At 45.3% G+C, this 18,573-nt stretch carries 19 protein-coding genes; 4 read left to right on the top strand and 15 right to left on the bottom strand.

Annotated elements, in window-relative coordinates; genetic code table 11:
* Positions 1–101 precede the first annotated feature (101 nt).
* The 4 genes from B2U10_RS05065 to B2U10_RS05050 form a co-directional block, all read right to left on the bottom strand.
* Positions 102–1,958 (bottom strand): ABC transporter ATP-binding protein, encoded by a 1,857-nt coding sequence (locus tag B2U10_RS05065; RefSeq protein ID WP_290786088.1) that lies wholly within the window; start codon positions 1,956–1,958, stop codon positions 102–104.
* Positions 1,955–3,679 (bottom strand): ABC transporter ATP-binding protein, encoded by a 1,725-nt coding sequence (locus B2U10_RS05060; protein WP_290786085.1) that lies wholly within the window; start codon positions 3,677–3,679, stop codon positions 1,955–1,957. The genes B2U10_RS05065 and B2U10_RS05060 overlap by 4 nt, the downstream gene beginning before the upstream one ends.
* A complete protein-coding gene (locus tag B2U10_RS05055) occupies positions 3,672–4,157 on the bottom strand; it encodes a MarR family winged helix-turn-helix transcriptional regulator (protein WP_047391683.1) in 486 nt (161 codons plus the stop codon). The genes B2U10_RS05060 and B2U10_RS05055 overlap by 8 nt, the downstream gene beginning before the upstream one ends.
* 332 nt (positions 4,158–4,489) lie before the next feature.
* Positions 4,490–5,359 carry a cation diffusion facilitator family transporter gene (locus tag B2U10_RS05050; RefSeq protein ID WP_053452503.1) on the bottom strand — a complete coding sequence of 290 codons (870 nt, stop codon included), beginning with the start codon at positions 5,357–5,359 and terminating at the stop codon, positions 4,490–4,492.
* A 299-nt stretch (positions 5,360–5,658) separates the two neighbouring features.
* Here B2U10_RS05050 and B2U10_RS05045 point away from each other — a divergent pair, with 299 nt between their 5' ends.
* On the top strand, positions 5,659–5,982 hold the full coding sequence (locus B2U10_RS05045; protein ID WP_023466923.1) for a thioredoxin family protein: 324 nt from the start codon (positions 5,659–5,661) through the stop codon (positions 5,980–5,982).
* A 77-nt stretch (positions 5,983–6,059) separates the two neighbouring features.
* On the opposite strand, the gene B2U10_RS05040 is transcribed toward B2U10_RS05045, so the two are convergent.
* The 10 genes from B2U10_RS05040 to B2U10_RS04995 all read right to left on the bottom strand — a co-directional run bounded on the left by B2U10_RS05040 (position 6,060) and on the right by B2U10_RS04995 (position 14,892).
* Positions 6,060–6,239, bottom strand: a complete 180-nt coding sequence (locus B2U10_RS05040) for a hypothetical protein (protein WP_290786080.1) — start codon at positions 6,237–6,239, stop codon at positions 6,060–6,062.
* A 154-nt stretch (positions 6,240–6,393) separates the two neighbouring features.
* The gene (locus tag B2U10_RS05035) at positions 6,394–6,690 is read right to left on the bottom strand and encodes an excalibur calcium-binding domain-containing protein (protein ID WP_290786077.1); all 297 of its coding nucleotides are present in this window, start codon (positions 6,688–6,690) and stop codon (positions 6,394–6,396) included.
* A 114-nt stretch (positions 6,691–6,804) separates the two neighbouring features.
* The gene (locus tag B2U10_RS05030; RefSeq protein ID WP_290774489.1) at positions 6,805–7,659 is read right to left on the bottom strand and encodes a DUF3298 and DUF4163 domain-containing protein; all 855 of its coding nucleotides are present in this window, start codon (positions 7,657–7,659) and stop codon (positions 6,805–6,807) included.
* The gene (locus B2U10_RS05025; protein ID WP_290786074.1) at positions 7,643–8,161 is read right to left on the bottom strand and encodes an RNA polymerase sigma factor; all 519 of its coding nucleotides are present in this window, start codon (positions 8,159–8,161) and stop codon (positions 7,643–7,645) included. The genes B2U10_RS05030 and B2U10_RS05025 overlap by 17 nt, the downstream gene beginning before the upstream one ends.
* A gap of 114 nt (positions 8,162–8,275) precedes the next feature.
* Entirely contained in the window at positions 8,276–8,749 is a 474-nt protein-coding gene (locus B2U10_RS05020; RefSeq protein WP_290786071.1) for a hypothetical protein, read from the bottom strand.
* A 381-nt stretch (positions 8,750–9,130) separates the two neighbouring features.
* Positions 9,131–10,477, bottom strand: coding sequence for a GH1 family beta-glucosidase (locus tag B2U10_RS05015; protein ID WP_035411188.1), 1,347 nt, complete (start codon positions 10,475–10,477; stop codon positions 9,131–9,133).
* A 22-nt stretch (positions 10,478–10,499) separates the two neighbouring features.
* The gene (locus B2U10_RS05010) at positions 10,500–11,423 is read right to left on the bottom strand and encodes a carbohydrate ABC transporter permease (protein WP_081780419.1); all 924 of its coding nucleotides are present in this window, start codon (positions 11,421–11,423) and stop codon (positions 10,500–10,502) included.
* Positions 11,424–11,426: 3 nt separating this feature from the next.
* Positions 11,427–12,323, bottom strand: a complete 897-nt coding sequence (locus tag B2U10_RS05005; protein WP_035411191.1) for a carbohydrate ABC transporter permease — start codon at positions 12,321–12,323, stop codon at positions 11,427–11,429.
* Positions 12,324–12,381: 58 nt separating this feature from the next.
* Positions 12,382–13,689, bottom strand: a complete 1,308-nt coding sequence (locus B2U10_RS05000; RefSeq protein WP_290786066.1) for an ABC transporter substrate-binding protein — start codon at positions 13,687–13,689, stop codon at positions 12,382–12,384.
* Positions 13,690–13,878: 189 nt separating this feature from the next.
* A complete protein-coding gene (locus B2U10_RS04995; protein ID WP_290786063.1) occupies positions 13,879–14,892 on the bottom strand; it encodes a LacI family DNA-binding transcriptional regulator in 1,014 nt (337 codons plus the stop codon).
* 207 nt (positions 14,893–15,099) lie between these two features.
* Here B2U10_RS04995 and B2U10_RS04990 point away from each other — a divergent pair, with 207 nt between their 5' ends.
* Both B2U10_RS04990 and B2U10_RS04985 read left to right on the top strand, forming a co-directional pair.
* Positions 15,100–15,522, top strand: a complete 423-nt coding sequence (locus B2U10_RS04990) for a VOC family protein (protein ID WP_035411200.1) — start codon at positions 15,100–15,102, stop codon at positions 15,520–15,522.
* Between the two features lie 88 nt (positions 15,523–15,610).
* Positions 15,611–16,246 carry a DUF3885 domain-containing protein gene (locus B2U10_RS04985; protein WP_290786059.1) on the top strand — a complete coding sequence of 212 codons (636 nt, stop codon included), beginning with the start codon at positions 15,611–15,613 and terminating at the stop codon, positions 16,244–16,246.
* Between the two features lie 34 nt (positions 16,247–16,280).
* Here the strand turns inward: B2U10_RS04985 and B2U10_RS04980 are convergent, their stop codons facing one another.
* Positions 16,281–17,135: a hypothetical protein gene (locus B2U10_RS04980; RefSeq protein ID WP_290786056.1), complete on the bottom strand. Its 855-nt coding sequence runs from the start codon at positions 17,133–17,135 to the stop codon at positions 16,281–16,283.
* Positions 17,136–17,265: 130 nt separating this feature from the next.
* On the opposite strand from B2U10_RS04980, the gene B2U10_RS04975 reads away from it, so the two are divergent.
* Positions 17,266–18,573, top strand: coding sequence for a DUF262 domain-containing protein (locus tag B2U10_RS04975; RefSeq protein ID WP_290786053.1), 1,308 nt, complete (start codon positions 17,266–17,268; stop codon positions 18,571–18,573).

The following is an 18,573-nucleotide window of genomic DNA, read 5'->3' as shown; positions in this document are numbered from 1 at the left end:
TTCCTACAAGAAATTGGATAACTGCGGTATGTGAAAATACACACTTGTAATAATCATTTCTAAAAAAAGCAGCATCGTCTACATGACGACACTGCCTTATATCATACGACTTCTTTTTCAGAGAATTGGCTGTTGTACAGATCCGCATAAAATCCATCTGCCTCGAGTAATTCCTCATGAGTACCTTGTTCGATGACACGCCCTTGATTCATGACGAGAATCAAATCAGCGTCTTTGATCGTCGACAGACGGTGAGCAATGACGAAACTCGTCCGTCCTTCCATCAACCGTCGCATCGCTTGCTGGATGAAGACCTCCGTCCGTGTATCCACACTAGAAGTCGCTTCATCAAGGATCATGATCGGAGGATCGGCAAGAACTGCCCGAGCAATCGTCAACAACTGTTTCTGACCTTGCGAGATGTTCGAAGCTTCCTCATTCAAGACGGTATCATACCCGTCCGGCAATGTCCGGATGAAGTGATCAGCATGTGCGGTCTTCGCTGCCGCGATAACCTCTTCTTCGGTTGCTCCATTTTTACCGTAAGCAAGATTGTCTCGGATCGTACCGTTGAAGAGCCACGTATCTTGTAAGACCATACCGAACGTCGTCCGTAAGTCTTCGCGTGACATCTCACGGGTATCGATACCGTCAATTCGAATCGTCCCGCCGTTTAATTCATAAAAGCGCATCAATAGATTGATCATCGTCGTCTTACCGGCACCCGTCGGTCCAACGATCGCGACGGTTTGTCCCGGTGCGACATCAATGTTCATATCCTCGATCAAGAGATCGTTTCCGTAACCAAAATCAACGTGTTCGAATGCAACGGCTCCTTCAGCCTGCGCAAGACGATGCGTCGTCACTTCCTTGATCTCTTCTGCTTCGTCGAGTAATTCAAAGACACGTTCCGCTGCTGCGACCGTCGATTGGACGATGTTCGCGATGTTCGCTGTCTGTGTGATTGGTTGCGTGAACTGACGTGTATAGGTGATGAACGCTTGAATATCCCCGATCGAGATGGCCCGTTGCGTGACGAGAATCCCACCGACGATACTGATCAGGACGTAACTGATATTCCCGATGAACATCATCATCGGCATGATGATCCCGGAGATGAACTGCGCTTTGCGCCCTGCTTCATACAACTCCTCGTTGACGGCATCGAACTGCTCGACCGCTTTGCGTTCATGTCCGAACGCCTTGACGACAGAGTGTCCGGTATACATCTCTTCGACGTGTCCATTCAACTGACCAAGTGTCCGTTGTTGATCGGCAAAGTATTTTTGGGATCGTTTCAAAATCGGACGAATCGCAAAAATCGAGACCGGCAACGAGACAAGTGAAATCAGTGTTAACAATGGACTAATCGTCAGCATCATGATTAAAATCCCGACGATTGTCACGATCGACGTGATGAATGAAGTCACACTTTGTTGTAACGTACTCCCGATCGTATCGATGTCGTTCGTCACACGGCTGAGTGTCTCCCCGTTCGGACGACCATCATAGTATTTTAATGGCAAGCGTTCGAGTTTATGGTTGACGTCCTCACGTAAATCGTAGACTGTTTTTTGAGCGATGCCCGACATCAAATACTGTTGCAAGTAATTGAACAGACTACTGATGATATACAGTCCAGCGAGCCACAAGAGGATCTGTCCGATTTTCGTGAAATCAATTTCTGCTCCTGGTACACCTTGGAATTTCGCATACGCCCCTTCAAACAATTCCGTGATCGCCGTGCCCATGATTTTCGGACCGGCAATCATGAAGACCGTACTGAGAATGGCTGCAAGGAAAACACCAATGAGTGCCGTCCGACGCGGACGCAAATACCGAAGCAAACGACGGAACGTTGCTTTGAAATCCTTTGGTTTTTCTCCGAGCATCATCATATTTCCGCCACCGGGACCACCAGGCGGAGGACCGCCGGCAGGTCGTTTCTTCTCACTCATGCGATTTCCTCCTCTGATAGTTGTGACTTAACGATTTCCTGATAGACGGCGTTGTTCGCAAACAACTCGTCGTGCGTGCCGATTCCAGCGACTTTCCCTTCATCAAGGACGATGATTTGATCGGCATCAATGACGGTACTGACACGTTGAGCAACGATCAAGACCGTCGCTTCGCGTGTTTCTTCCCGTAACGCTTTCCGAAGAGCGGCATCGGTCTTGAAGTCGAGCGCTGAAAAACTGTCATCAAAGACATATAGATCTGGTCGACGAACGAGGGCCCGAGCAATCGACAAGCGTTGTTTTTGCCCACCAGAGACGTTCGATCCGCCTTGTTCGATCCGCGCATCGTAACCGTCCGGCATCCGTTCGATGAAGTCCGTCGCTTGCGCGATTTGTGCTGCATGCGCGACCTCTTCATCTGTCGCGTCCTCTTTCCCGAAACGAATGTTTTCGGCGATCGTACCCGTGAACAGTAATGCCTTTTGGGGAACGAAGCCGATTTTCGACCGCAGTTCCTCTTGCGGTACGTCCTGGCTATCAACGCCATTGACGCGAATGCCCCCTTCCGTCACGTCATAAAAACGGGGAATCAAATTGACGAGCGTTGATTTACCGGAACCGGTCCCACCGATCACAGCCGTCACTTCACCTGGTCGTGCCGTAAAACTAATATCGGATAAAACGGGTGTCTCAGCTCCTGGGTAACGGAACGTGACACGATCAAAGACGAGCGTTCCTTTTTCACGGTCAGCGGTTTGTGTTCCCTCATCTGTCATCGTTGGTGTCATCTCGAGGACTTCATTGATCCGTTTCGCCGAGACGGCTGCCCGCGGAATCATGACGAACATGACTGAAGCCATGACGAGAGCGAACATGATTTGCATGACGTACTGGATGAACGCCATCAAGTCCCCAATCTGCATACCACCATTATCGATCCGGATGCCCCCGAACCAAATGACACCGACGACCGTCAAGTTCATGACGAGCATCATCACCGGCATCAAAAACGCCATGATTTTATTGACCTTGATCGAGACTTCTGTCAAATCGGCGTTTGCTTTCGTTAACCGGACTTGCTCATCGCGTTCCCGGTTAAAAGCGCGGATGACACGGATCCCCGTCAAGTTCTCCCGCAAGACAAGGTTCAGTCGGTCGAGTCGCTTTTGGACCTTTCCAAACAACGGAACCCCTTTCCACAAAATCAATAGGATTGAAAGCACAAGAACCGGCATCGCAGCGACGATGACGAGCGATAGTTTGGCGTCTTTTGAGACGGCCATGATCAATCCACCGATGAACATGATTGGTGCACTGACGACCATCCGTAACATCATGATGACGACTTGTTGAACTTGTGTGATGTCGTTCGTCGTCCGCGTAATCAATGACGCCGTTCCGACTTGGTCGAACTCTTGCAGAGAAAATCGTTCAACATGGTTAAAGACTTGGCGACGGATATCCCGTCCGAGCCCCATCGACGCCTTCGATGAATAATAACTGGCGGCAACTGCAGCTAACGCTCCGATACCGGTAATCCCGAGCATGACGGCACCAATTTTCCAAATGTAGGCGGTATCGCCGGTGACGACCCCTTTATCAATGATGTCTGCCATCAGTGTCGGCAAATAGAGATCAGACATTGATTGTGCGAAAACCAAGACGAGCACCGCGAGTACTGCCCATTTATAGACCGTCAACCGTTTGAGTAACTTAATCATCCGAGCATCCTCCTTTCATTTCTGGCTGTAAGATACGTCCGATGCCTTCTGCAATCTGAGCATGCGTCGCAAGCATCTGGTCGAACACCTCTTGATCAATCGTCTCAAGGACCTGTTCGAGCTGACGTTGCATCCCCTTCTCTTGTTCTTGAATCTCCGTCACGAATTGTTGTCCTTGATCACTAAGCGATAGGACGACTTCTCGTCGATTTTCAGGATTCGTCTCCCGAATGACCCAACCGGACTGAACGAGGCCCTCAATCGACTGACTTAGTGTGCTCTTTGGTAAATGCGTATGTGTCGCGAGTGCTTTTTGCGAGATCGGTCCACGTGGCGCAATCGTCATCAAGCTATGAAATTGCGGTAAACTGAGTCCGTTTTCCTGCGCCGTCTGGTGTGCTGCTCGAACGAGATGTCGTTGTACATTCCAAAACGACTGCATCATCGCCGTTGAACGAACCGTTTCCGTTTGCTCCATCCTGTTTCGCCTCCTTGTTCCATTTCAAATCGTTCCAAAAGGAACAATTACTTATATGAATTAAAATACGCTGATTATTTCTAGTTGTCAACGAAAAGGCGATGTGAAAAATCACATAGTTTTTCTATGCTTTTGTAGAGAAGGAGTGGAGACAGATGAGACAGGAATCCATCGACTGCGTCAGTTGGTCAATCGATGAACTCGTAACATCCACTTATACGATTTATTCAGCGGAAGCCGAGCAATAGTACGGAGCACTGGCTCTTCACATCGAGTTATTGCCATAAAAAAACGTCTTTTCTACTGTCAGCGTAGAAAAGACGTTTTTGAATTCATTCGGGTTCGACGTGAACATGGATATCATAGACTCCGTATTCTTCCGTCAGCGTATCCTCAACACGTGTCGCAATATCGTGCGCTTGATGGATGTTCAAGGTGGAGTTGACGAGGATGACGACATCGACGACTTCATTGTTGCCGTAGTTACGTCCTTTGATTGACTTGATGCCTTTGACACCTTCGAGATCGAAAATGACATCTTCGTACATCTTCAGTTTCTTCTCATCGAAGCCATCTGTCAGTTCGTGTGACGCTTCCGTGAAGATGTCCCACGCTGTCTTACAGATCAAGAAGCCGACGATGATCGCGGTCACGACATCGAGCCAGGGCATGCCGAACTGTGATCCGACGATCCCGATCGTCGTCCCGACACTGACCCAAGCATCGGATAGATTATCTTTCGCTGCCGCCATGACGGCTTTGCTTTCAATCTCCTCGGATAACTTCTTATTGTAACGATAGACGAAGTACATCACGAGAGCTGAACCAATTCCGACGTACGCTGCAAGAACATCAGGCGATTCCTGCTTGCCTTCGAATAACGTCGAGATCGTATCGATCAAGACTTGGAGACCGACTGCCATCATGATGAAGGAAGCTACGAGCGAGGCAATCGTCTCACTTTTCCAGTGTCCGTACTTGTGATCGTCATCTGCAGGACGTTGTGAGATCCGTAAGCCGATTAAGACGGCAATCGACGCGATGATGTCCGTCGCGTTGTTCAAACCGTCCGCCCGGAGTGCGGCGGAATCTGCTGTATAACCAATGATTAATTTTAAAGATGATAACAAGATATAGGCTGCGATACTGATCATCGCACCGCGTTCGCCGCGTTTTAGATTATCGTATTTTTGTTGTTCCATTCTCGTCGCCCCCACTTTCTCTGCGATTAGCAAACCTCATCGTACCAGTCGGAAATCGAGTGGGTCTAGAGAAATCATTTTGTTTCGAACTAGGTAATTAACAAAAGCGCAATAATGTTTCCCTATACCAAACTGAATTTGATTTAGTCATGTGGCTCTTTTAAAGAAAATCGGTAGCATTATCTTAAAGAGTAACCAACTTTTTTGACTTGTCAGACTCTTTGACGAACATAATTCGTGCAAGTTCTGAAGGGAATCGGTAGACTAAAGGTACAACACCAAGAGGAGGAGTTCTCACAATGGCAGAATTCATTAAGAGTGAAGAAACATTCAAGGAATTGATTTCAAGTGATGCACCGGTCATCATCAAGTTCGAAGCAGACTGGTGCCCGGACTGCAAACGAATGGATTACTTCATGCCGGACGTCGAGTCACAATTCGACCACTTACCAATCCACACGATCGACAAGGATGAGTTCCCTGAAATCGCATCGAACCACGATGTCATGGGAATCCCAAGCTTGCTCGTCTTTAAAAACAATGAAAAACTAGCGCATTTGCACAGTGCAAATGCTAAAACACCAGAAGAAGTTACAGCATTCTTAAAGCAAAACTTCAACTAAGCAAAAATAACCTGACGCCGCAGCGTCAGGTTATTTTTTATGTACCAATCTGATTTGGAGTGCTACTTCAATCCTTCTCAGCTTTTCTTAAAAAAGATGCGAGTGAACAGATTCGTAATCGTTCCAGCTATAGCTGCTTCGATCAGAACGACGACCACGATTGCTAATAAATCCTGTATACCTAATGCGCCTAAGAAATTAATGAGATTCAGAATGAAAAATAGAATGAAGAAAATTAAATAGTCTCGTTTTCGCATAGTAATCCTCCTACTCAACACATACTTGTCGTCTTTCATCGCTACAACATTATCATACATGATGATTTTCCAAGGATTACATAATTGAAAGGAACATCTAATCTCTACAAAAAAGTAGTCTTTCTCCTGCTCGAGAAAGACTACTTTTTCTTATTTAACGTTCACACGCAATACCGTCTTTATCCCGGTCACTTTTCGTGTTTAAGTTATACGTCGCAAGACTCACGTATGCCTTATATTTTGTTGCTTTGTAGATTGGTTTTCCATTCTTGTCATAACCCGTTCGATTCTTTAGCCCCGCTTTTTTCGCGACGCCACCTTTATAGGTCTTCTGCATTTCCGTACAGTTCTTAAAGGCTTTGGCTTTCGTCGCCGCTTCACTAGCTGCCGGAACATGGATCAAGGCGAGACTAACAACACCCGCGAGTATAAGCCGACTCCATTTTTTCATAGGGATTCCTCCTTTTTTCAAAAAACAACGATTCGTCTTTTGATTATAAGAGGTCATTTTTAGAAATTGTTCCCTTTTTTCATTTTTACGTCAATGATTTTTAAAATCTGACAATCAACGAATATAGGATGAGCTGACGAGGTCGTCTTTTAAGATTGAAGTCGGGATCTTAAATTCAACGATGCCCATATATCCTGGAGCGATGCTGTATTCATCAAACGACAGGACTAATTTGTGGTCTGTTGTAATATAGAAATTTTGCTTCGCGGAAATGCGCTTGAACTGTTCGCTCTCCGGTACATCTGGTGTTCCTTCGACAAAGTAGACTTTCCCTTCATCTGCCTTCATTTGCCGCCGCATCTCTTCCTTTAGATAATCACTGATCGTCGTGATATATCTGTCATTCTTGAACAAGGATGGTAACGTCAGGACAAGCTGTTGCTTCTTATCAATCGTATCGTACTGGACACTTTCCGCTGCACTCGCTCGTGTTTCGGTGACGGTTCGCCCGATCGACAACAAGTCATCTGTATCCGTCTTGACGTCGTAGCGGCTATCGACGGCAAATGCTCCTTCCTGTCCGTGCGTCTCTTGTTTGAACTTTTCATATAACGCTTGTCCTTCCGCGATATACTTTTCATTCAGCTGTTGCTCGAGCGCTTTGTCCGGTAACGTCACTTGGGGTGCTTTAATATCAGCCGACTGTTGTGTTTTCATCTCTTTCCAGTCGATCGTCACGATCTCAGTCAGTTGACCGAAGACCGGCACCTTCGCCATCGCGTCCGCAAATGATGTATTGCTATTTAATCCACCGACGAATAACGTGATGGCGGCCGCTGTAATCAACACGGATTGCTTCGTCCGCGAAGGACGAGTTCGACGCTCGACTCGGGCAATCATTTCATCGAGTTCTTTTGGGACCGGTGGTTGTTGGTAAGCCTGTTTCAGATCATCAAGTTTGTTTGACATCTAGATCATCTCCATTCAATTTCATTTTCAGTAAGGTCAACCCTTTATAGAGGCGAGACTTGGTCGTACTTAGGTTCAGCTCTAAAATCGTCGCGACGTCTTTTAAGATCAAATCCTCGAAATAGTGTAAGATAACGACTTCCCGGTACATGACCGGTAACTCCTCGAGTGCTTGTCGCAAATCGGCATCCGGATATGTATCTTCTTTCGTTGCAACGAGTTCAATTAGTCGATCCGTGTCGTAACTGATACTATGCTGACGCTTCCGAATTGCATCGATTGCTGTTCGTGTCAAAATCTGATAGAACCAGGCTTTCATCCGTTCATCATCCTCGAGTCGGGCGAGTGATTGCAACGCTTTTTGGATGCTGTCCTGAATGACATCCAGACTATCCTGTTCATTTTTCATATAACTGTAGGCTAACCAGTAGAGATTCGGTTTGTATTGCTTTAAAAAACGGACGAATGCTTTTTCCCGTTTTCTCATTTGGCGAGAGGTCATAGGCCGCGGCTCCTTTTTTCGATATCGTTCTGTGTATACATCATTAAGACGGGCGAGTCGAGAAAAAAGTTGACGACACAACAAAAAAAGGCGACACAAGGTCACCTTTTTGAATCAATAATTTAAATGCCGTGATGCATCATTCCAGACTTTTACGTGAAGCGTGATCAAGGCGATACCGTACAGAACACTCATGTATAACGAAAACTCACCAAACAGAACATCCGTCCAGGCATTTAATCCAAACAATGGGATGACGAAGAGGAAATAGAATATGAACTGAACACTCGCCAGCCCATCAAACCAAATCGTCTCAGAAAACGCGCCTTCAAGTAACGAAACACCGTAAATGAATAACGCCGCAACGAGACCAATCCGGATATACCAGACCATAAGTCGAAGCGCTTTATCTTCTTTGATATAGAATAGAGACCCGACTAGACCAATAAGCCAGACAACGGAGGCAATGCTTTGCCATCCGTTAATCGTTCCGTCTGGATGGAGCATGGCGGACCATCCGTTAATTCCGATCATGACAAGTAAACTTAAAATAAAGATGAGCCGATACGGTAAGTCCCTCTGACGCATGACGTTTCCTCCCCTGAAAACGAATAGATGTCACCTCTACACTTTACATTCCATATGATGGGTTTTAATCCTTTTTCTTTTACACATTTTTTCACCCTATCTCTATTGATTTTTTTATTTAATCCGGGCAAAAGGGGCTGACTCAAAAGTCAGTCTCTACAAAGATAAGGGTGGCAGAATGATGATCTGCCACCCTTATCTTTTAACAAAAAGAATGACGCGTCACACGCCACTCCTACAGGAAAAAGCGCATTATGCGCTGTCAGAGACGAACAAGACCCGATTTCCTGCTTGAATGAAGCAGGAAAACTGGCTTGTGTCTCGCCTGAGGAAAGGGCGTGAAAAGACGCGTCATTCTTTTTTTGAGTCAGCCTCTTTTCCTTATACGCTTTGGGGAAGCGTAGCTTTATGTCGCTTGATCACGTTCGCATACCAATGAGCACTGTCTTTCCAAATTCGTTCCTGTGTCTCGAAATCGACATAAAGGATTCCGAAGCGTTTTTCGTAACCGAAGCTCCACTCGAAGTTGTCAAGAAGCGACCATAAGTAGTAGCCATCAATATTCATGCCTTCTTCATTCAAATCCGAGATTGCTTGCAAGTGTTGCGCAACGTAATCGATTCGATTTTGGTCGGCGACCCGTCCTTCGATCAGCTCATCGTCAAATGCGGCTCCGTTTTCTGTAATATAGATCGGTAAATCTGTATATTCCGCCCGCAATCGGCGAATTAAGTCCTTAAATGCGTTCGGTGCAATGTCCCATCCCATCGCGGTTCTGTCGTAGTCAGAATACGCAGCTTTTTGTAGAAAATCATTTGCTGCGCTGAATTCGACAAGGTTACGGCTATAGAAATTAATCCCGAGGAAGTCACACGGTACAGCAATCGTTTCCATGTCCCCTTCCTGGATGAAAGCAAACGAATGGACATATTTTGAGAAAAGATTCATCATATCGACCGGATAATGTCCCTTAAAGACCGGATCAAGGAACCAACGATTCGCATAGCCGTCTGCATTATTCATCGCTAACCGATCATTGACCGAATCTGTCTTTGCATATTTAGGCGCCAGATTGAGTGTAATGCCGATCGGTGTCGTCGATTTCATCTCTTCCTTCAGCATTTCGACTGCTTTTCCGTGAGATAAGAGCAAATGATGCACCGCATGAACGGCTTCGTTTAGATCAGTATGACCGGGTGCATGTTCCCCGATGTGATAGCTGAGGAACCCAGCACACCACGGCTCATTATGCGTAATCCAAGAGTCGACGACTTCGTCAAGCTCCGTAAAACATGCCCGTGCAAAATCAAGGAACCAGTCGACCGATTCTCGGTTGACCCAGCCGCCTTCTTCGTACGCCCAGAGTGGCAAATCCCAATGATACAGTGTGACAGCCGGCTTAATGCCCTCTTCGCGCAAGCGTGTTGCAAGCTGCTTATAAAACGCCATGCCTTCAGGATTATAAATTCCTTTTTGCGGAAAAATCCGTGGCCAGGCAATCGAGAAGCGATACGTATCGACGCCAAGCTTCTTAATATGGGCGATGTCCTCTTCATAACGATGGTAATGATCACAAGCGACGTTACCGTTTTGCCAGTTGAAGACCTTGCCATCTTCTGCGCAAAACGCATCCCAGATGGAAGGCGTCCGTCCGTCTTCGTTGTAAGCGCCCTCGATTTGATACGACGATGTGGCTGTTCCGAATACAAAGTTTGGTGCAAATTTCATGTATGTCATCCCCTTTGATGAATTATTCTTTGACGGCACCAGCCGAGATACTGCTAACGATATACTTCGAGAGGAACAAGAAAGCGATCATGATCGGCACGACGGAAATCGCGATGCCGAGATACAGTGACCCTAAGTTCTCTGCGACTTGTGAACCTTTCAAGAATCCCATCAAGACCGGGAGCGTATACTTTTCTGGCGAGAAGAGTAAGACGAGCGGCATGATGTAGTTATTCCAAGAACCGATGAAGGTGAAGATCGACATCGTCGCAATCGCGGGCATCATCATCGGTAAGGCGATCGTATGGAAGATTCGCCATTCGCTTGCTCCATCGATACGTGCTGCTTCAATCAAACTCGGATGGAGGACCGTCTGGACGTACTGCCGGATGAAGAACACGGTGAACGGGCTAGCAATAGCCGGTACGATGAGCGGAATGAAGCTATCGAGCAATCCTAAGTTTTTGCTGAGCTCATAAAAACCGATCAATCCGAGCTGTCCTGGAATCATCATCATGATCAGCATGAACACGAACAAGACATTTTTTCCTTTGAATTGATAGAATGCAAAACCGAATGCGGTCAAGGCGGAAAAGTATCCCGACAAGACGGTCACGAGTACAGCAATGATCAAGCTGTTTTTAAAGCCGGACCAGATATTGACGTACGAACTCAACGCCGCGTAGTTGTCGGCAAGAGAGTTGCCCGGGATCAAAGAAAAGCCGGACAGGACTTCTTCATTTGACCGGGTTGCGTTGACGATCATCATCAAGAATGGAATGATGCAGGCAATCGTCAAGGCAATCAATGCGAGGTAAATGATCGTTTTTCCAAGCCATGGTTTTTTCCGTTTTGGAGGCGGCGTCAATCGAAGCGGATGCTCCGAGCGTTCTGGTTGTTCTTCCGTTTGTGGCACGAGCCGGCGTGCTTCTGCATTTCGTTCCATCGGTCAGGCTCCTTTCGGTGAACGTTCTTTTCGGAACATCCCTTTGAAGACGATGATTGAAAAAACAAGCGTGATGGCAAACAACCCATAAGCGACAGCTGCAGCATAGCCATAGTTGTTGTATTTGAATGCCTGGTTATAGAGATACAGCACCATCGTATTCAGTGCCCCGTCCGGCGCCCCGATTCCATCTGTGATCAGCATCGGCAGGTCGAACAATTGCAAACCACCGATCAGTGAGGTAATCATGATATACAATAAGATTGGCTTGAGCAGCGGCAAAGTGATTCGAGAAAAAATTTGCCATCGGGTCGCTCCGTCAATCAAGGCCGCTTCAAAATAATCTTTCGAGATGCCAGACACGCCTGCCATGACGACGATGAACGAGTGACCGAGCCACATCCATGTCAGGATGAGCGAGACAGATACTTGTGCCGTAACAGGTTGTGTCAACCAGTTGATTGGCTCTGAAATGATACCGATCTTCATCAACATCATGTTGAGCGAGCCATGTTGCCAGTCGAGCAAGATTCCAAACAGTAACGCCACGGAGCTGATCGTAATCAAGTTCGGCAGATAAAAGGTCGCTCGGAAGAACGCGAGCCCTTTCAATTTCAATTGGAGGTCGGAGAACAGCAATGCAAGCAACAATGCTCCGCCAATTTGTAAGGTAAAGTTGACAGCCCAAATCTTGATCGTGTTAAAGAACGCTTCGATGAAGTAACTGTCACTCAATAGCCGAGTATAGTTCGCAAGACCAACGACTTGTTCCCCTTCAGCCCCCGTATAGTTCGTAAAGCTGTAATAGAATGTCAGGGCGACCGGATAAATACTGAAGATCAGGAAGACGATCCAAAACGGTGCGATGAAGAGATACCCAGTGCGATCGATTTTTTTCACAGGTTAAGCTCCTTTCTTCCATGAGAAAAGGTGAGGCAGGATGCGCCCCACCTGCTCGTTATTCGGGTACTTTTACATCAGGGTACGCGTTTTTGACTTTTTTATAGAATTCCGTAAGAGCTTCGTCCTTTGATTTTTTTCCGCGAACATACTCTGTCACGGCAGCTCCATAGAGCGTGTCAAGTTGTTGATCATACTTCGTAACGATGCCTGGTTTGATTTGGTCTGCTTGCTTTAAGAAAAATTCGTAGTTGTTCTGTCCATCCAAGAAATCTTCTTTAAAGTTAGTCTTGATTTTATCCGTGACTGGCTTGAATGCTAAGACGTCACCCGTTTCCTTTGCCCAATCTGTCAAGAATTCTTCGTCCTGCGTCATCATTTTGACGAAATCATACGCGAGTTTTTGTTTTTTCGAATCTTTGTAGACGCCTAACCATGTTCCGCCCCAGAAGTAAGGACTCGGTCCGCTCGTGACAGCCCAGTCTCCTGCGGATTTTTTTACGTTTTCCTTCAAGACGCTATGCAGTCCCCAAGTCGGTAACACATACGAGAAGACCTCTGTCTGAATTTCCTTGCCATTCTCTTTGACTTTGACTGGTTTATCCATGCCGGCGTACCACGATGGTGACCATTCCGGTGCAAGGGCAGTATATTGTTTCGTACGGAGTTCTTTTGCGTAGTCCATATATTCTTTTCGCGCATCGGTCAAGACGAGCTCCTGCTTGTCGTTGACCCATGGTTGTGGATCATTGCCTTGCACGAACCAGCGAATCGATCCTTCATCTGGGAACATTTTATAGCCTTTTTGCTTCATTTTATCGGCGACTTCAAACACCCCATCCATTGAATTCATCATGCCGCCGATTTTTTTCGGGTCGTCTGTTCCAAGTACTTTTTTTGCGATGCTTCGTTTGTAGTAAATGCCTCCTGGCGTCGTTTGCCAAGAGAGCGCACGCACGTTTCCTTCTTTATCTTTCCCCATGTCAAATACATACGGAATGTAGTCTTTTGCGACGTCATCTGCATTAAACGGCTTTTCGGATAAATTTGCCCAGTAGCCAGCGTCGACCCATTGTTTCAAGAAGGCGATTTCACCCGTGAAGATATCTGGTGCTCCGACGCCACTTTCAAGAGCTGGTTTCAACTTCGTCGGATAGTCGGCCATTGGCACGATCGTCAATTCGACTTTGACGCCATTCTTTTCTTCAAATTTTTTGATTGGCTTTTTTAATTCATCCGTAAATGACCAAATCTTTAAGACCTCTTTGCCACCACTTGTAGTTTCTTCGCCACTTCCCGTACATCCCGCTAAGACAGTTGCTGTCATGGCACCAATCGTGACTGCACTAATGAACGCCTTTTTCATTTCATCCCATACTTTTTTAATAGTTTTTAAGTAAGCGGTTTCAATTTAATCGTTTAATCCGAAAGCGCTTTCGAAAATGACAAGAAAATAATCGAAAGCCCTTTCGTAACTGCCGTAAAAATAATTTCGGAATCGCTCTCGCGTTTTCTCCCTGACAACCAGCGAGAGCGATTCCGAAATCGTCGCACGTCACTCAGGTGCAGGACCTGTCGAATGACGAACGATCAACTCGACGGGAATGACGTCTTGTGTCGTCATCCGCTGTTTATCGACAATCTGTTCGATCAAGACTGAAGCCGCTTGCTGACCAATTGTTTCCGTATCTTGCCGGACAGTCGTCAGCTTCGGTGTGATATACTTCGCCATCTCGATATCATCGTAGCCTACGAGTGAGATATCTGTTGGAATCTGTAAGCCAGCTTCATGAATCGCTTCAATAGCGCCGATTGCCATTTGGTCCCCTGCCGCAAAGACAGCAGTCGGTCGATCCGGTAGCACCAGCAATTCTTGCATCGCCCGTTTTCCTTCTTCTCCGGAAAACAACCCACCGTTTGCAATATAGCCGTCCGGAATCGGCAAACCAAACTGAGTCATTGCTTGTTTATAACCTTCGATCCTTGCTGCACCAGCATCCGTCGTCGTATCGCCAGCGATATGCGCAATCCGGCGATGACCTAATTCATATAGATGCTCGACGGCTAGTCGCCCACCCGTAATATTGTCGGAATAGACGACGCTACAATCCGGACTGTACATATCAACGACAACGATCGGAATCGTACTTTGAATCAATTCTTGAACGTGCAGATCCAACTGGTCCGAACAGATGACGACAATGCCATCAACTGCTCGGTGCCGAAAGTGCTCCAAGTAACTCATGTCCCGATTACGTAAATTTCGTGATGCAAAAATCAGATCATAACCTTGTTGCTCCGTTGCTTTCCGGAAGCTTTCAATGATCGCATTAAAGAACGGATGCATCATGCCGACACCATGTGCTTCTGAAAACATGACACCAATCGTCCACGAACGTTTTGTCGAGAGCGATTGAGCATGTGCATTCGGCAAGTATCCCATCTCAGCTGCTGCCTGGACGATCTTCGCTTTCGTCTTTTCACTGACATCTGAATAATTATTTAAGGCTTTCGAGACCGTCGTGATCGAAAATCCGGTCATCTTCGCTAAATCATAAATTGTTCCCATACTACTCACTCCATTTCACCGAAAGCGCTTTCGATAAATTTAGTATACGAAGTCTTTCTGGAACTTGCAACCTATTTTTTATAAAAATCAGATAAATTGAAACCGTTATCATTTATACTAAATAAATCAGCAACCCACTCTTTTTATACGAACAAATGTTTGGTATACTAAAAGAAACACATTCTTCCTTTTGAAAGGAGCTTTCCCATGCCGATTAATCCGTATCTTGTCTTTAATGGAAATACCCGTGAAGCATTGACGTTCTACACGGAGGTGTTTCAGGAAGAAATGCCGGAAATCATGGAGTTCGGACCAGGTCCTGGACCGGATGGTCAACCGTATCCACCGGAGCACCAGACACTGATTTTACATGCGCAGCTTATCGTCCATGGCACACGTCTCATGTTCTCAGACGCGATGCCACAAAACCCTGTGACGTTCGGACAAAACATTACGCTAGCCCTTCACTTAGCCGATGTGGAGCTATTGCACGAAACGTTCGCGCGGCTCGCTGAAGGCGGCAAGATCATCATGCCGATTCAAAAGACGTTTTGGAGTGAAGCATACGGTATTGTCGAAGATGCGTTTGGCGTACAATGGCAGGTTAATCATGAAACGAGTATGGGCTAATGAATAATGATCCGGCTTTTAGAAGCCGGATCATTATTCATTCAAAAAACAAGTGTAGCACATCATACATGGAAGGGAGGGGTTCCTATTGAATCACCAAGAGCTGTATACGATCTTTCCCCAGCTCGTCTTATATCCGAACTTATTTTATCACAATGCGAACGGAATCCGCTTTGAGCTAGGCGATTCAACATTGCTCAAAAACGTTGGTCTAGATGATCCGAATTATCTAGAGTCCGCCTATCGAAAAGCCCTAACCTTATTCGAAGCCATTCATGCTCCATCTGATCTTATCACATGGATCGTGCAGGTCAGTCCCTACAAAAGAACAAGCGGTTGGAAACCGGTTGTGCATAGTGGATTTGTGAAGTACTTGAAGTCCCCTTCTTTACGCTATCGCCTGCGGTGCGATCGTACACCGCAATATGTGGAAGAGCATCCCTATGCTACATACACATTGTCTTTGACCTGTACGCGGCAAGAGATTCATTATCCAGCTTTAATCCGTGATATTTGCAGTCACGATGTCACGGATCGCCCTTCTTTTATCCATCGTACCTTTTTCTTTAATCCGAGACGAAAGAGTCTGTTTCACATCTATGATGACCGAGGCTGTGACCTGATCGGCGAAACACCTGAGGCTATCCGTGATCTCTACGATGATTATAAGCATTGGATATTGAACCATGATAAAAACACTATTGATCAGACATTCTCACTATAAAGAGGCGATTCTTTGACTTAGAATCGCCTCTTTATTAGCTCTCGCTTAAAGAAATCGAACGCACAGTCGACTGAATCAACTGCTTTAACCATTTTTGTCTCACATCTGTTGAAAAGTCTTCATTTCCAAATACTTCTACCCTAAAGGGAAGCGTTTTTAACAACTGATGTTCCAATGCTTTTCGTTCCCTTAAAATTACAATCGTCTCCTTTACTCCTGATAACGAGCGATTCACACCATATGCTTGCTCTGTGTAATAGGATACAAATCCGTCCGCCCATTCTGTCGGACGCTCTTTTAGTGCTTTACGGAAGCTTCGTTCTACATCCGGTTGATCAACATAGACGAGAACTGGTTGTAGAGGCGCGATGATCGTCGCTAAGCGTTCAATATATGCTCGCAACGTCTCTTCCGGTAAATCGTATTTGATGAGCCCCATCGTCAACGGATTTTGCAAGAAACAGCACTCAAAAACATATGTTGTATCCGTCGTTAACGCTTGAGCAACGAACGCTTCCCACTTCTTTAGTATCAGTGATTGATGTAACTCGAACGGTAGTTCATAGATATCACGTGCTTTCAAAAATGAAAGCGCAGCTTCAGGAACATTCTGTTTTGACTGCCACTGACGATATGATACAAGCACATAATCATTGAACACCTCAGCAAATCGTAAGACCTCGAGTGAAGCGTACTTACTTTGAAACTCTACCCATTCACTAAGCGTTAAGTAAGCGACACTCTCATAATCCGCAGGATGGTTGAGGTCTCCTTCGATATGAAGACGCGTATTGATTTGTTGCTCTTGTAGTAGACGAGTCAACGCTTCAGCTGTTGTTGTTTTGCCTGAACCCGGTAGCCCTTCCATTAGATAAAGTTTAGCTTTCATACTATACACTCCTCAAATCATTTTCGCTTCACTTTTTGATACTTCATCTTTATCGTACATAAAATAATAAAAAAGCGGTATATATGTAAAAAATAGGTATAATTAAAAGAAAAAATAAAGGAGACTCTTAATGGCTTTACTAACAAACGAGCTAGAAATACTTCCATTACGTAATTTGTTCAACATTCCTCTCCATGTTCCTTCGTATCAACGACCTTATAAATGGAGTGCACGCTCAACCAATCTTTTGTTCATCGATACTTACAAAGCATTTCAAAATGATTTAGAGGAATACCGTCTTGGGTCTGTCATTCTTCAAAAAGATCAAAGCAATACATACAATATCGTTGACGGTCAACAACGACTCACTACCCTTTCGATATTACTTTATTGTCTAGGTGATACAGATCAATCATTATTGCAAGAAGAGTATTCTGAGCTATCTACAAATGCAATACTGACGAATCACAGCATTCTCTCTAGAAAAACGAATGAGTTGAACCCTGATGAACAAACTCGCTTTAAAAATTATCTTTTAGAAAAATGCACAACTGTTCAAATCGTCACAGATAAGGAACAAGAAGCTTTTCAATTTTTTGATTCTCAAAATTCACGAGGAAAAGCGTTAGCCCCTCATGATCTCCTCAAATCTTATCACCTTCGTGAAATGACAGCCGAAGATGAGTCACAAAAGGTAAATGTCATTAGTCGCTGGGAGGCTGTCAATCAAGAGGATTTGAGTAACCTATTTAAAAACTACTTATATCCGTTAACTCAATGGTATAAAGGAAAACATGGTCTCGGTTATTCCTCGAGTAAAATTGATGCTTTCAAGGGAATCGACGCCACCCACGTCTACAATTATGCGTTATACCATAAAGCTAGTAATTTATTCATAGAACAATTTAATAAAAATGGTCATCATGAACTGCTCGCTTCAAATTCTTTGAATCAGTTCCAACTGACACAACCGTTAGTTGCCGGAAAGCGTTTTTTCGACTATATCCTTCATTATGGACAGCTACTAGAACAAATCCAGAAGCTCATTAAGTCCTATGCAGAACACAAAAACCAAATGCCACGTAAAGGAACCGGTGATACTTACATCATGCAATTGTTTGAATGCTCATTGCTATTTTTTGCTGATCGTTTTGGGATTGAAAGCTTGAATAAATCGGTACTCGATTACTTTTATACTTGGAGTTACTCTCTCCGATTAGTCATGAATGCTGTCTATCAAGAAACGACTAACAAGTACGCAAAAGGTAAGCATGAACGTCTCAACGAGGGATTCGATATTTTCACGATTATCAGTGAAATGAATACACCGGCAGAATTAGATTTATATGTACTAGAACAACCAATCGTTAATTCAAATAACAAAGAGAATTATCAAGCAGTGTATGACAAACTCTATCACTTGAATGGATGGTGCTAA

This window comes from Exiguobacterium sp. UBA7533 (assembly GCF_002479335.1).
Classification (GTDB): Bacteria; Bacillota; Bacilli; order Exiguobacteriales; family Exiguobacteriaceae; genus Exiguobacterium_A.
The sequence above is the reverse complement of the archived record's forward strand: the minus strand, read 5'-3'. Positions and strand labels throughout refer to the sequence as shown.

Excerpts from the sequence above, each read along its gene's own strand:
- B2U10_RS05065 (WP_290786088.1), bottom strand. The coding sequence starts at position 1,958 with ATGAGTGAGAAGAAACGACCTGCCGGCGGTCCTCCGCCTGGTGGTCCC.
- B2U10_RS05060 (WP_290786085.1), bottom strand. The coding sequence starts at position 3,679 with ATGATTAAGTTACTCAAACGGTTGACGGTCTATAAATGGGCAGTACTC.
- B2U10_RS05055 (WP_047391683.1), bottom strand. The coding sequence starts at position 4,157 with ATGGAGCAAACGGAAACGGTTCGTTCAACGGCGATGATGCAGTCGTTT.
- B2U10_RS05050 (WP_053452503.1), bottom strand. The coding sequence starts at position 5,359 with ATGGAACAACAAAAATACGATAATCTAAAACGCGGCGAACGCGGTGCG.
- B2U10_RS05045 (WP_023466923.1), top strand. The coding sequence starts at position 5,659 with ATGGCAGAATTCATTAAGAGTGAAGAAACATTCAAGGAATTGATTTCA.
- B2U10_RS05040 (WP_290786080.1), bottom strand. The coding sequence starts at position 6,239 with ATGCGAAAACGAGACTATTTAATTTTCTTCATTCTATTTTTCATTCTG.
- B2U10_RS05035 (WP_290786077.1), bottom strand. The coding sequence starts at position 6,690 with ATGAAAAAATGGAGTCGGCTTATACTCGCGGGTGTTGTTAGTCTCGCC.
- B2U10_RS05030 (WP_290774489.1), bottom strand. The coding sequence starts at position 7,659 with ATGTCAAACAAACTTGATGATCTGAAACAGGCTTACCAACAACCACCG.
- B2U10_RS05025 (WP_290786074.1), bottom strand. The coding sequence starts at position 8,161 with ATGACCTCTCGCCAAATGAGAAAACGGGAAAAAGCATTCGTCCGTTTT.
- B2U10_RS05020 (WP_290786071.1), bottom strand. The coding sequence starts at position 8,749 with ATGCGTCAGAGGGACTTACCGTATCGGCTCATCTTTATTTTAAGTTTA.
- B2U10_RS05015 (WP_035411188.1), bottom strand. The coding sequence starts at position 10,477 with ATGAAATTTGCACCAAACTTTGTATTCGGAACAGCCACATCGTCGTAT.
- B2U10_RS05010 (WP_081780419.1), bottom strand. The coding sequence starts at position 11,423 with ATGGAACGAAATGCAGAAGCACGCCGGCTCGTGCCACAAACGGAAGAA.
- B2U10_RS05000 (WP_290786066.1), bottom strand. The coding sequence starts at position 13,689 with ATGAAAAAGGCGTTCATTAGTGCAGTCACGATTGGTGCCATGACAGCA.
- B2U10_RS04995 (WP_290786063.1), bottom strand. The coding sequence starts at position 14,892 with ATGGGAACAATTTATGATTTAGCGAAGATGACCGGATTTTCGATCACG.
- B2U10_RS04990 (WP_035411200.1), top strand. The coding sequence starts at position 15,100 with ATGCCGATTAATCCGTATCTTGTCTTTAATGGAAATACCCGTGAAGCA.
- B2U10_RS04980 (WP_290786056.1), bottom strand. The coding sequence starts at position 17,135 with ATGAAAGCTAAACTTTATCTAATGGAAGGGCTACCGGGTTCAGGCAAA.
- B2U10_RS04975 (WP_290786053.1), top strand. The coding sequence starts at position 17,266 with ATGGCTTTACTAACAAACGAGCTAGAAATACTTCCATTACGTAATTTG.